The organism is Streptomyces malachitofuscus (assembly GCF_055571035.1).
The window spans coordinates 203618-216832 of sequence record NZ_JBVIGA010000013.1; the positions used below are offsets into that span (position 1 = coordinate 203618).

The 13215-nt window shown below is 70.6% G+C and carries 10 protein-coding genes; 3 read left to right on the forward strand and 7 right to left on the reverse strand.

Features of this window, described 5'->3' with window-relative positions; all coding sequences use genetic code 11:
* Positions 1-50: 50 nt before the first annotated feature.
* From ACZ44S_RS20610 to ACZ44S_RS20635, 6 genes are all read right to left on the reverse strand, one after another.
* Entirely contained in the window at positions 51-3062 is a 3012-nt protein-coding gene (locus ACZ44S_RS20610) for a 3-keto-alpha-glucoside-1,2-lyase-like domain-containing protein (RefSeq protein ID WP_466931078.1), read from the reverse strand.
* Between the two features lie 192 nt (positions 3063-3254).
* Positions 3255-3998 (reverse strand): class I SAM-dependent DNA methyltransferase, encoded by a 744-nt coding sequence (locus ACZ44S_RS20615; RefSeq protein ID WP_466931079.1) that lies wholly within the window; start codon positions 3996-3998, stop codon positions 3255-3257.
* 46 nt (positions 3999-4044) lie between these two features.
* Positions 4045-4857: an SAM-dependent methyltransferase gene (locus ACZ44S_RS20620; RefSeq protein WP_466931082.1), complete on the reverse strand. Its 813-nt coding sequence runs from the start codon at positions 4855-4857 to the stop codon at positions 4045-4047.
* Between the two features lie 247 nt (positions 4858-5104).
* Positions 5105-8479, reverse strand: a complete 3375-nt coding sequence (locus ACZ44S_RS20625; protein ID WP_466931084.1) for a pyruvate carboxylase — start codon at positions 8477-8479, stop codon at positions 5105-5107.
* 175 nt (positions 8480-8654) lie between these two features.
* Positions 8655-9863 carry a S8 family peptidase gene (locus ACZ44S_RS20630; protein ID WP_466931087.1) on the reverse strand — a complete coding sequence of 403 codons (1209 nt, stop codon included), beginning with the start codon at positions 9861-9863 and terminating at the stop codon, positions 8655-8657.
* A 322-nt stretch (positions 9864-10185) separates the two neighbouring features.
* On the reverse strand, positions 10186-10512 hold the full coding sequence (locus tag ACZ44S_RS20635; protein WP_466931090.1) for a nuclear transport factor 2 family protein: 327 nt from the start codon (positions 10510-10512) through the stop codon (positions 10186-10188).
* Positions 10513-10640: 128 nt separating this feature from the next.
* On the opposite strand from ACZ44S_RS20635, the gene ACZ44S_RS20640 reads away from it, so the two are divergent.
* The gene (locus ACZ44S_RS20640) at positions 10641-11183 is read left to right on the forward strand and encodes a DoxX family protein (RefSeq protein ID WP_466931092.1); all 543 of its coding nucleotides are present in this window, start codon (positions 10641-10643) and stop codon (positions 11181-11183) included.
* A gap of 48 nt (positions 11184-11231) precedes the next feature.
* The gene (locus ACZ44S_RS20645; protein ID WP_466931095.1) at positions 11232-11582 is read left to right on the forward strand and encodes a MazG-like family protein; all 351 of its coding nucleotides are present in this window, start codon (positions 11232-11234) and stop codon (positions 11580-11582) included.
* A 445-nt stretch (positions 11583-12027) separates the two neighbouring features.
* Here the strand turns inward: ACZ44S_RS20645 and ACZ44S_RS20650 are convergent, their stop codons facing one another.
* Positions 12028-12396: a winged helix-turn-helix transcriptional regulator gene (locus tag ACZ44S_RS20650; RefSeq protein ID WP_466931098.1), complete on the reverse strand. Its 369-nt coding sequence runs from the start codon at positions 12394-12396 to the stop codon at positions 12028-12030.
* A 129-nt stretch (positions 12397-12525) separates the two neighbouring features.
* Between ACZ44S_RS20650 and ACZ44S_RS20655 the strand changes: the two genes are divergently transcribed.
* Positions 12526-13176, forward strand: a complete 651-nt coding sequence (locus ACZ44S_RS20655) for an FMN-dependent NADH-azoreductase (protein WP_466931100.1) — start codon at positions 12526-12528, stop codon at positions 13174-13176.
* Positions 13177-13215: the final 39 nt, after the last annotated feature.

The window sequence follows — 13215 nt, forward strand, 5'->3', positions numbered from 1 at the left end:
CGCCCCCCGTACCCATCGGACGGAAGGGCGCCGGATCCGGTCACCGCTCGCTAACTCAGCGGTTCAATACGGATGTTGCGGTAGCGCACCGCGTTCCCGTGGTACTGCAGCCGGATCGCCCCGGCTGCGGGGCCTTCGGGCGCTCCGCCGCCCGTCGGGGTGTCGATCGCGACGTCGTCGTGGATCTTCTTGCCGTTCCACACCACGGTGACCCGCGCGTCGGCCGTCTTGTTGCCGTCGGCGTCGTAGCGTGCCGCGCGGAAGACGATGTCGTACGACTGCCAGGTCTCCGGCGCCTTGGCGGCGTTCACGTCGGGGGCCTTCTTCAGGTAGATCGCTCCCGCCTCGTTGGTGTCGAGCGTGGTGTCACCGTAGGAGTCCAGGATCTGCAGCTCGTAGCGGTCCTGGAGGTAGACGCCGCTGTTCGCGCGGTCCTGGCCGGTCACGTCCGGGGGCAGCTTCGGCAGCCAGTACTCCACGTGCAGTTTGAAGTCGTCGAAGCTGTTCTTGGTGCGAATGTCGCCGCAGCAGACCTCCATCGCCCCGCCGTCGACGGGCCATTCGACCGGGCGTCCGTCGGTGTGCTGCCACCGGTCGAGCCCGTCGCCGTCGAAGAGCCTGATCGCCGCGCCGTGCCGGTCGACGGTGAGCAGGTCGAGGTTGACATGCCCGGTGTCGCCCTCGTCGTACCGGTAGGCGACGGTGTTGTGCCCGGCCCGCAGGCGCAGGGACTCGGTCTGCGTCGACCAGGTGTCCCAGTCACCGGTGCTGCGGAACTCGGTCTGCTTCACCTTCCGGCCGTTGACGTACAGGGAGAGGGACTTGGTGCCCTGGAACGGGTTGGGGCCGTTGGAGTAGCGCAGCCCCAGGTCGTACGTTCCGCTCCGGTCCACCTGGACGTCGAAGGTCGTGGTGGCGCCCTGCGTGCCGTAGCGGTCGACGAAACCGCTGCCGGAGTAGCCCCTGTGGTCGGTGTTGATCCCGGCGGCCCCGGTGAGGGACGCCTCCTCGGCCTCGTACAGCGGGCCCTGAACGGGCTGCTTGCCCGGCATCACGTTGAGCGTGTACCAGGCCTCGGTGCTCCAGAGGGTCTCCCCCGACGCCGAGCTGAACGGGCGCGGGGAGCGGAGGTGCACGACGCGTCCCGGCTCGAGTCCCTCGAGGGCGAGGGTCACCTTCCTGCGGTCGTCCGACAGCTTGGCCGAGGTCACCTTCAGGGTCTCCTCGGCGATCTTCGGGCCGCCGTAGTCACGCGTCGGGGTGTAGCGCCACTGCTCGGCCTCGTAGTGGCTGACAAGGTTGTCAGCGGTCTCCTCGGAGAGCGGCTGGGTGTACTCCAGCTCGAAGCCGCCCTTCTTCACCCGCATGGCCTGGATGTCGAAGGTGTTGCCGCCGTTCGGCGTCAGCTTCTGCAGGCCGTACCTGAGCTTGCCCTCCTGGCCCCAGTTGCCGTCCGCACCCAGACCGCCCGCGTAGATCGCTCCGTCGGGGCCCATGGTGATCCGGTTGACGCCCGCTTCGAGGCCCTGGGTGAAGCGGAACACCGCGCCCTGGTACTGGCCCTTGACCTTCTCCAGGTAGGCCCGCTGGAGACCGCCGTAGGTGACGTCGCCGAACAGCATCTGGCCCTTGAACCTGCCCTTGGTCAGCTGGAGCGGGGTGCTGGGCGAGTTGGCGATCTCGTTCTGCGGGAGCCAGAGCACCGGTTGGGTCACCGGCTCGGAGTCGAAGGGGCCGGCGGGGTTGGTGTAGTGGTTGAAGAAGCGGTCCTGCTTGATGTGGACGAGCTTCGACGAGGGGAGCCAGCCGCCCTGGTTGTCGGTGGCGAACAGGTCGCCGCCGGGGCCCCAGCCGATGCCGTTCGGGGTGCGCAGGCCACCGGAGATGTAACTGACCTTGCCGGTCTTCCTGTTGACCTTGATGGTCGCTCCGCGGCCCGGCGCGGGCTGCGGATCCGTGGTGGCGCCGCCGTAGTTGATGGCGACCGACAGGTTCAGATAGAAGTAGCCCTTGCGGTACAGCAGCCCGAAGGCGAACTCGTGGAAGTTGCCGCCGTACGGCCAGGTGGCGATCGTCTTGAACTTGTCCATGACGCCGTCGCCGTCGCTGTCGCCCAGCTCCGTCAGTTCGTGCTTCTGGGAGACGAAGATGGTGCCGTCGACGACCTTGAGGCCCATCGGCTCCTTGAGGCCTTCGGCGATCTTCGTGGCCTTCACCTTGTCCGGGCCGGTGGTGCCGGTGACCTCGTCCATGACGTAGACCTCGCCGGCGGTGTTGTCGGTGCCGCCCCAGGTGCTCACCACCAGACGGCCGTCGGGCAGCCAGTCCATCCCGGTGACCTGCGGTTCGAAGCCCTCGGGGCGCAGGTCGGTGAGAGTGTGGTCGGGGCGCACCGAGTTGAGCGGGAGGCCGTCGCCGGGCGAGTCGGTGATCCCCTCGCACTCCTTGCGGCCCGGAGCGGTCACCCGGACCACTCCGGCGTCGGTGCTCAGTGCCGCGTTCGGGACGGTCTCGAAGCCCGCGGCGCCCGGCGGCTGCCAGGCGAGGTTGAGCACCTGGCCACCGCCGCGCTCGAAGTGGTCGATGCGCAGCGCGTGCATGCCCTCGGTGAGCTGGACGGTGCCGTCCTTGGGCTCGGCTCCGTGCAGTCCGTCGTGGTCGATGACCGTTCGGCCGTCGATCAGCAGCCGTGAGCCGTCGTCGCTGGACAGCCGGAAGGTGTACGAACCGTCGGCCGGCACATGGATGTTGCCGGTGACCTGGGTGACGAAGTTGTCGCTGAACCCGCCGAAGTCCTCGGTCGTCTCCCAGTCGACGACCGGCATCAGCTTGTCGACGTTCGGGGTCTGTCCTGGCTTGAGGGTGCAGATCTTCTCGAGCGGGACCTGGACGTCGTAGACGCGCAGGGTGACTCCGGGTTCCTGGGGCGGCACATCGGCCTGCGGTGCGGAGCCCGGCTGGGCCGATGCCATGGGAGACACCCACAGCCCACCTGCGACGAACGTGCCGACGACGAGTCCTGACAGGCATCTTCGGGCACGCCGGTACAGCCGTGCGTCCATGCTTCCTCCTGCTGGGTCGACCGGAGGGCCGGATAACTCCGGTGCCGAATGGGCGAACTGTCAACCGGTTGCGGCCGACACGCTAGGAGACTTCTGCTCAACTCGTCCATACTTTGTCATCGATGAGTTCAAAGTCCTTCCGGTGGGCAGCTTTCATCGATGTAATGGGTGGACTGCGGGACCGGTGTGCGGTTACGGGGAGGGCGGGATGCGATAGACGGACACATGCGAACGCGACTCGGCGGTGAACTCGGTGCCGTCCCAGTCGGCATGCCTGGACTCCAGCTCGAACCCGGCCAGTCGGGCCATGAGATCGAGTTCCGCCGGCCAGATGTAGCGGTGCGGGCTGCGAAGCAGCCGGGCCTGCTCGCTCCCGTCGAACCGGAAGTGGTGGGAGACGACGTGCTGGCGCAGGACGTCGTAGGTGTCGAGACCGATGTACCCGGGGCCGGACTCCCAGACCATGGCGGTCTGACCCGGTGGGAGTTTGCGCAGTTCGGGCACCCAGAGCTCCACCACGAACCGCCCGCCCGGGCGCAGATGGCGGGCGGCGTTGCGGAAGCACTCGACCTGCTCGGCCTGGGTGAGCAGATTGGAGATCGTGTTGTACACGAGGTAGACGAGGGTGAACTCGCCGGGGACGACCGTGTCCGCCATGTCGCCGATGACCACGGGGATCGTCGACCCGTCGGCCTTGGTGCGCAGTTGCTCCACCATGGGCCGGGACAGCTCGATGCCGGTCACGGGTACACCGCGGGCGGCGAGGGGAACGGCCACCCGGCCCGTGCCGATGGCGAACTCGAGTGCCGCTCCCTCTTCCGCGAGCCCGGCCAGCCGGTCGACGGCCGGCCCCAGAACTTCGGGCGCGAACATGCCGGTTCCGGGCGTGTCATAACGTCGGGCGGCGTCCGCGTTCCAGATGTCCTCCTGCTTCATCACGCCAACGCTCGTCGCCGGCCCCGGCGTTGTCCAGCGAATTACCTCAGGGCTTACGGGCGAGGCCGCCGTGCTCGCCGATGGGTTCCGGCGCGGGCGAGGCCGGGTCGGGACGCCAGAGCGGCACCGACACGACACCCGGCTCCACCAGCTCCAGACCGTCGAAGTAGGCCGTGATCTGGTCCACGGTCCGCAGGTTGTAAGGGACGGCACCGCTCTCGTTGTAGGCGTCCTGCGCCTGCTCGAAAACGGGGTCGATGCCGCGCGAGCCGTCGTTGATGGAGAGGTAGCTGCCGGAGGGAAGTGCGGCCATCAGCCGGGTGACGATGGAGCGGGCCTGGTCGTAGTCCGCGATGTGGCCCAGGATGTTGCTCAGAATCAGAGCGGTGGGCCGCTTGAAGTCCAGCGTCTCGCCCGCGGCCGCCAGGATGCGGTCCGGGTCCAGGACATCGGCGTCGACGTACGACGTGGCACCCTCCGGAGTGGAGTAGAGCAGCGCCCGGGCGTGGGCCAGCACCATGGGGTCGTTGTCGACGTAGACGATCCGTGAGTCGGGGGCGATCCGCTGCGCGACCTGGTGGGTGTTGTCGGCGGTGGGCAGCCCGGTGCCGATGTCCAGGAACTGGCGGATGCCCTGCTCGCCGGCGAGATAGGTGATGTTGCGCTTGAGGAAGGCCCGGCTGCTGCGGGCGATGGTGACGATGCCGGGGAAGACGGCCGTATAGGCGTCGCCAGCCTCTTCGTCGACGGGGTAGTTGTCCTTCCCTCCCAGCCAGTAGTTCCATATGCGGGCCGAGTGCGGGACCGAGGTGTCGATCTTCTCTTGCGCTGATCCGGGCGCCGCGGCAGGGTCGGTCATGAGTACCGTCCGTAGTCATTCGAGGGCTGTTTTGGCCAACGCATAATCTACGGTCCCACAGGTTGGGTGCGCAGGCTTCTTCGGTGAGGGATGCTGGGGCCGAGGGGTTTTCCTCGCCCCCGCCGCCCCTTCCCGTCCCGTCCTCAAGGGGCGCTGCCCCTTGGACCCCGGACGTGCGGGTGGGTGGGCGTTGCTCGCGGAGCACCCCCGCGTCCCCTTCGGGCGCGGGGGTGCTTGCTGCTCGGGGTCAGCTGAGTTCGACCAGGAGGTCGCCGCCCTCCACCTGCTGGATCCGGTTGATCGCGAGCCGGGTGACGGTGCCCGACTTCGGGGCCGTGATCGCGGCTTCCATCTTCATCGCCTCGATGGTCGCCACCGTGGCGCCGGCGGCCACCTCGTCGCCCTCGGCGACGGCGAGGGTCACCACGCCGGCGAAGGGTGCCGCGACGTGGCCGGGGTTGGCGCGGTCGGCCTTCTCGGTGACCGGGACGTCGGAGGCCGCCGCCCGGTCCCGGACCTGGATCGGCCGCAGCTGGCCGTTCAGCGTGGACATCACGGTGCGCATGCCTCGCTCGTCCGCTTCGCCCACCGCCTGCAGTGCGATGAGCAGCCGCACCCCGGGCTCGAGGTCGACGCTGTACTCCTGGCCGGGGCGCAGTCCGTAGAAGAAGTCCTTGCTGTCCAGGACGCTGGTGTCGCCGAAGGACTGACGATGCGTCTCGAACTCCCTCGTGGGGCCGGGAAAGAGCAGGCGGTTGAGGGTCGGCCGGGGGTCCTTCGCCAGGCCGGCCCGGTCGTCGGCGGTGAGTTCCTGGACGGGCTTGGGCTCGGCGCGGCCCCGCAGGGCCTTGCTGCGGAAGGGTTCCGGCCAGCCGCCGGGCGGGGTGCCCAGCTCTCCGCGCAGGAAGCCGATGACCGAGTCGGGGATGTCGAAGCGGTCCGGCTCCTCCTCGAAGTCCTCCGGGGAGACGCCCGCGCCGACCAGGTGCAGGGCGAGGTCGCCCACCACCTTCGACGAGGGGGTGACCTTCACCAGACGGCCCAGCATCCGGTCGGCGGCGGCGTACATCGCCTCGATGTCCTCGAAGCGGTCGCCGAGGCCGAGCGCGACGGCCTGGGTGCGCAGGTTGGAGAGCTGGCCGCCGGGGATCTCGTGGTGGTAGACGCGGCCGGTCGGCGAGGCGAGGCCGGCCTCGAAGGGGGCGTAGACCTTGCGGACGCTCTCCCAGTAGGGCTCCAGGTCGCCGACGGCCTGGAGGTCCAGGCCGGTGGGCCGCTCCGAGTGGTCGGTCGCCGCGACGAGTGCCGAGAGGGACGGCTGCGAGGTGGTGCCCGCCATGGAGGCCACGGCGCCGTCCACCGCGTCCGCTCCCGCCTGGACCGCGGCGAGGTAGGTGGCCAGCTGGCCGCCGGCGGTGTCGTGCGTGTGCAGATGCACCGGCAGGTCGAACTCACGGCGCAGGGCCGACACGAGGGTCGCGGCCGCCGGGGCCCGCAGCAGGCCGGCCATGTCCTTGACGGCCAGCACGTGGGCGCCCGCGTCGACGATCTGCTCGGCCAGACGCAGGTAGTAGTCCAGGGTGTAGAGCCGCTCGGACGGGTCGGAGAGGTCGGCGGTGTAGCACAGGGCCACCTCGGCGACGGCCGTGCCGGTCTGGCGTACGGCGTCGATGGCCGGCCGCATCTGGGAGACGTCGTTCAGCGCGTCGAAGATGCGGAAGATGTCGATACCGGTCGCCGCGGCCTCCTGGACGAAGGCGTCGGTCACCTCGGTGGGGTACGGCGTGTAGCCCACGGTGTTGCGGCCGCGCAGCAGCATCTGCAGGCAGATGTTCGGTACGGCCTCGCGCAAGGCGGCCAGGCGCTCCCACGGGTCCTCCGCGAGGAAGCGCAGGGCGACGTCGTAGGTGGCGCCGCCCCAGCACTCCAGCGACAGCAACTGGGGCAGGGTGTGGGCCACCACCGGGGCGACGGCGAGCAGGTCCTTGGTGCGGACCCGGGTGGCGAGCAGCGACTGGTGGGCGTCGCGGAACGTGGTGTCGGTGACGCCGAGGGTCGGCGAGGCGCGCAGCCCGCGGGCGAAGCCGTCGGGGCCGAGCTCGGCGAGCCGCTGCCGGGAGCCGGCCGGCGGATCGCCCGCGGGCGGCGACGGCAGCTTGGTGAGCGGGTCGACGAGCTCGGGCCGCTCGCCGTGCGGCTTGTTCACCGTGACGTCGGCGAGGTAGGTGAGCAGCTTCGTGCCCCGGTCGGCGGAGTGGCGCGCGGTCAGCAGTTCCGGACGCTGCTCGATGAACGACGTGGTGATCTGTCCGGCCTGGAAGTCCGGATCGTCGAGCACCGCCTGCAGGAAGGGGATGTTGGTGGCGACCCCGCGGATGCGGAATTCGGCCACGGCACGCCGCGCCCGGCCCACCGCGGTGGCGAAGTCCCGGCCCCGGCAGGTCAGTTTCACCAGCATGGAGTCGAAGTGGGCGCTGATCTCCGTACCGGCGTGGGTGGTGCCGCCGTCCAGGCGGATGCCCGAGCCGCCGGGCGAGCGGTACGCGCTGATCCGCCCGGTGTCGGGACGGAAGCCGTTCGCCGGGTCCTCGGTGGTGATGCGGCACTGCAGCGCGGCGCCCCGCAGGGTGACGGTCTCCTGGGAGAGACCGAGGTCGGCGAGTGTTTCGCCGGCGGCGATGCGCAACTGCGCCTGGACCAGATCGACGTCGGTGACCTCCTCGGTCACCGTGTGCTCCACCTGGATACGCGGGTTCATCTCGATGAAGACATGGTTGCCGTCCCGGTCGAGGAGGAACTCCACGGTGCCGGCGTTGCGGTAGCCGATCTGCCGGGCGAAGCGCACGGCGTCGGCGCAGATGCGGTCGCGCAGCGCCGGGTCGAGGTTGGGAGCGGGCGCGAGTTCGATCACCTTCTGGTGGCGGCGCTGCACCGAGCAGTCCCGCTCGAACAGGTGCATGACGTCGCCCTGGCCGTCGGCGAGGATCTGCACCTCGATGTGACGGGGTTCGACAACCGCCTTCTCCAGGAAGACCGTGGGGTCGCCGAACGCGGACGCCGCCTCCCTGGACGCCGCCTCGATGGCCTCCCGCAGCTGGGCGGGGTCCTCGACGCGGCGCATGCCGCGTCCACCGCCGCCCGCGACCGCCTTGACGAACACCGGGAATCCGATCCCGTCGGCGGCGCGGACCAGTTCGTCGACGTCGGTCGAGGGCTTCGAGGAGCCCAGGACCGGCACACCGGCCTCACGGGCCGCGGCCACGGCGCGCGCCTTGTTCCCGGTCAGTTCCAGGATCCGGGCGCTCGGTCCGACGAAGGTGATGCCCGCCTCTTCGCAGGCCTTGGCCAGCTCCGGGTTCTCGGACAGGAAACCGTAGCCCGGGTAGACGGCGTCGGCGCCCGCCCGTCGCGCGGCGCGCACAATCTCCTGCACGGAGAGGTAGGCCCGCACCGGGTGCCCCGGTTCGCCGATCTCGTACGCCTCGTCCGCCTTCAGGCGGTGCAGCGAGTTGCGGTCCTCGTGGGGGAAGACGGCGACGGTTCGGGCGCCCAGTTCGTAGCCCGCGCGGAACGCCCGAATCGCGATCTCACCGCGATTGGCGACCAGCACCTTGCGGAACATTCTCGATCCCTTCAGCCTGCCGTTGACGAAGACCATCGTGTCGGTGGCAGGTCCGGTACGCCATGTGAGCCGGGCCACTCACACCGGGCGGCCGGCGCGTGTGAGGGGCCACAGAGGAACGTTTCCCCTCTGTGGCCCTCCACCATGCTTCAGCGGCCCGCACCCGGGCGGCGCACTACTCGGTGATCTTGAGCAGCTTGTTCGGGGTGCCGGAGCCGGGGTTGCTGATCTTGTCGGCGGTGGCCCCGCCGGTCAGCGCCGACGCCACGGCCGCCGGGTCGGCGTCCGGGTGACCGGCGAGATACACGGCGGCCGCGCCGGCCACGTGGGGGGAGGCCATCGAGGTGCCGGATATCGTCCTGGTGCCCTCGTCGCTGTCGTTCCAGGCCGAGGTGATGTCGGAGCCGGGCCCGTAAAGGTCCACGGCGGCCCCGAAGTTGGAGAAGTCGGACTGGGCGTCGTCCTTGGTGCTGGAGGCGACCGTGAGGGCCTCCGGCACACGGGCGGGCGATCCCTGTCCGGCGTCGGCGGACTCGTTGCCCGCCGCCACGGCGAAGGTGACCCCGGAGGCGATGGCCTTCTGGACCGCCGCGTCGAGCGCCGGGTCGGCGGCGCCGCCCAGGCTCATGTTGGCCACCGAGGGGCCCTTGTGGTTCTCGGTGACCCAGTCGATACCGGCGATGACCTGCTCGGTGGTTCCGGAACCGTTGTCGTCCAGGACTCTCACTGCCACGATGTCCGCCTTCTTGGCCACACCGTGCGCGGCACCGGCGACGGTCGCGGCGACGTGCGTGCCGTGGCCGTTGCCGTCGTCGGCGGTGTCGTCGTTGTCGACGGCGTCGTAGCCGTGGCTCGCCCGGCCCTCGAAGTCCTTGTGCGTGATCCGTACGCCGGTGTCGATGACGTAGGCGGTGACACCCTCGCCGGCCTGGTCGGGGTAGGTGTACTTGCTGTCGCCCGCGGTGTCCGCCTGGTCGACCCGGTCCAGGCCCCAGGAGGGCGGGTTGTCCTGGGTGGCCGTGGTGCGGAACGTGCGGTTGGCCACGACGGCGCCGACGGCCGGATCGGCCGCGAGGCGCTTGGCCTCGGACTCGCTCAGGCCGTCCGCGGCGAAGCCGTCGAGGGCCGCACCGTAGGACCGGCTGAGCTCGCCTCCGTACTCCTGGGCCAGGTCCTTCTTGTCGGCGGACGTCGTCCGCTCGTCGAGCACGACGATGTAACTGCCCGCGACGGCTCCTTCGGTGCCGAGGCCGAGGACGGTGCCCTGAGCGGGCTCGGCGGCGTGGGCGGACGACGCTCCGAGCAGGGCTGCCGTGGTGGCGGCCGTCACCGCGCAGGCGGCGGCGGTGACCTTCAGTGCGACGGTGCGCATCTGATGCGTCATGAAGAGGGATCTCCTCGTCAGAGTGTGGGGGGTTGACCTCCGGTGCGGTGTCACGCGGAGGCTGACGAGAAGAGTGACTACTTGTCACGGTCAGATCAATGGGACGGCGCGGCGGCCGGGGCGGGCGGACGGCGCATCTCCACAACGTCCGCCCAAGTCCGAGCCAACCACCGGGCAAAAGCCGAGCTGACAGCGTTGCTTGAATCCCTCAACGAGCGGCTGGGCGAGATCTGTGACCATCCCCTCACCCAACTCTCACCGCCCGGACGTTTCATACCGGTCACGCGCTGCCGACTCCCGGGCGTGACCGTGGTGTTGCGGGTCAGGCCTGGCCGGTCTCGAAGCGGGAGATGCGGCCGTCCTCGTCGACGGTGAAGGTCCAGCGGGTACGCATCTCGCCCCAGGTGTCGTTGCTGTAGCGGGCGAGGAGCCGACGGCCGCCGTCGGACTCGTTGTCGACCTCCAGGTGGCCGTGGGAGGAGAAGATCTCCCGGTCGGTCCACTCGACGAGGTCGCGCTCGGAGCCGTCGTCCGCCATGGTGGCGCCGGGTGCGAGGAGAGCCATGAAGGCTTGCCGGTCATGGTTGTTGACGGCCGTGACGAAGGCACGTACGGCGGGGTCGCTGAGGCGGGTGATCTGAATGGTCATGCCGCCAGCCTCGTACCGGCCGGCGGGCCGCGCCACCGGCGTCACCCGAACGGCGACCGGCAGCGGGCCCGGCCCGTGGCGGGGGTGCGACCGTGGTCGGGCCAAGCCACCGCTCCCGGGGAGACGACGTGACCTGTTACGACCGAAGAGACCTGGGTCTGCTGCTGCTCCGGCTGGGGACGGGCGGGGTGCTCGCGGCGCACGGCACGCAGAAGCTGTTCGGCTGGTTCGGCGGCGGCGGCATCGAGGGCACGGGCCAGTTCATGGAGGCCATCGGTTACGCGCCCGGCCGGACGAGCGCCACGATGGCGGGCCTCGCCGAGGCCGGCGGCGGCACCCTGCTGGCGCTGGGCCTCGCCACCCCGGCCGCGGGCGCCGCCGCGGCCGGTGCGATGGCGGGCGCGTCCGCCGTGCACGCGCCCAACGGCTTCTTCAACCAGGAGGGCGGCTTCGAGTACGCCGCGTCCCTGGGCCTGACCGCCGCCGGTCTCGCCGTCACGGGGCCCGGCCGGCTCTCCCTGGACCACGCCCTCGGCCATACCGCCGACCGGAGCTGGATGGTCCCGGCGGCGTTCGGCGCGATGGCGGCTGCGACGGCGGTGATGCTGGGCGCGCGCAACCGCCGGTTGCGGAAGGCCAGGGAGGGCGAGCAGGAGGCGTTGTTCGACTAGTGCGGCGCGGGCCGGGAGCTGTCAGTGGCCCGTGCCAGGCTGTCCCCCATGAGTGATCACCTTCCTTCTTCCCCGCCCCGGGTGCCCGCCGATCTGTGGGAGTCCGTGGACGGCCTGTACGGCTGGCTGGAGGCAAACCGTCCCGTCGACGGTCCGGACGGCCTGCTGCTGCGCATCCTGAAACTGTCCGAGGAGGTCGGGGAGGTCGCGCAGGCCGTGGTCGGCGCGACGGGCCAGAACCCGCGCAAGGGCACGACCCACACGTGGGACGACGTCCAATCCGAGCTGTGCGACGTCGCCGTCACCGCGCTGGTGGCACTGCGCACGCTCACGCCCGACGCCCGCGAGGTCTTCACCCGCCACCTGGAACGGGTCACCCGCCGCTCACTCGGCGCGTAGCGCCTGGCCGGCGGTAGCCGGTCGCACACGGGGACGCACCGGGGTGGCCCCGGGCCCCCCTTGCCCACGCCGGGCCGGTCGGAGCGGGGTCGCACGGGAGGGAGTGGCCGCCGGCCACACGCGCGCGGTCGCCACGGCCGTCCCGGCGGAGCGCCCACGACGCGGTCGTCGAAGGGGTGCAGGCGGTGCAGGCCCTTGACCGCGGCGATCGTCCCACCGCCGTCGGCCGGTGCCGCAGGGCGCCCGGCTCCCCCGCCTCCGCACCGGCCGCAGTTGCCGCCATGAGGAGCCGGTCGACACAGCGCCTGCATCCCGGGCGGGCCCGACGCGTTGGACGCGGGCAGGCGGGCCGGTCCGGCGACGGTCGGCGCCGGGGCTCCCCCGGCGTGCGGAGTCACCGCCTCGGGAGGGCGAAGTCAGAGGGACGTACGCGGCGGCGGAGGGCTCAGCAGCCCTGCTCCGTGCAGGGGTTGCCCTCGGGCAGGTGTGTGTCGGCCCACCTGCCGAGTTCCTTGAGTGCCGGTTCCAGCGCCGCCCCCGACTCCGTCAGCCGGTAGGTGACCCGCAGCGGCGGGCCTTCGTCGACCTCACGGATGACCAGTCCCGCGGCGCCGAGCTCCGTCAGCCGGTCCGAGAGCATGCGTTCGCTGATGCCGGGGATGGCCCGGCGCAGGTCGGCGAAGTACGCCGGCTGTTCCACCAGCACCGCCACGATCGGGCCCGTCCAGCGCTTTCCGAGCAGCTGGAAGACGCGGGTGATGCCTCCGTCCACCCGCTTGCATGCCTCTGCCTCGTGCGCCTGCTCGATCGCCATGCCTCAAGGGTACTACCGCCCTGCAAGGGGATGAAAAAAAGTAAGTACCTGTGTTATCCATAGTCGAGTACGAAACGTCAGCGGCGGCGTTCACGCCTCCGCTCCTCCACTCATGGGAGAAACCCCCCGATGGCCACCCTTCTGCACATCGACTCCTCCGTGTTCCCGGCGTCCGCCTCCTCGTCCCGCGCCGTGGCGGAGACCTTCCGCAGGACCTGGGAGGAACAGCACCCCGAGGGCACCGTGATCTACCGGGACCTCGCCACCGCCCCCGTTCCCCACCTCACCGCCGACGCCCACCTGGCGGCCTTCGCGGACCCGGCCGCCCACTCCCCGGGGCAGGCCGCGGCCTTCGCCGAACGGCTGAAGCTCGTCGAGGAGGTCGAGCGGGCGGACGCGCTGCTGATCGGCGCTCCGATGTACAACTTCACGATCCCCTCCACGCTCAAGGCGTGGCTGGACAACGTGATCCTCATGGGTCGCACCGCGGGCGAGAACCCCTCGGCCAAGGGCACCCCGGTCACCGTGGTCGCCAGCCGCGGCGGCTCCTACGCGCCGGGCACGCCGCGCGAGGGCTCCGAGTACGTGCAGAACTACCTGCGCGCGGTGCTGGTCGACATGCTCGGGCTGGAACTCGACTTCATCGTCCCGGAGCTGACCATGGCCCCGCAGGTGCCGGCGATGGCCGAGCTGGTCCCGCTGTTCGAGAGCTCCCGCGAGCGCGCCCACCAGGACGCGACCGTCAGGGCCAAGGCCCTCGCCGAGCGGCTGGCCGCCTGAGCGGCGCACGAAAGGAAGGGGCCGCACGGCCGCCCGGCG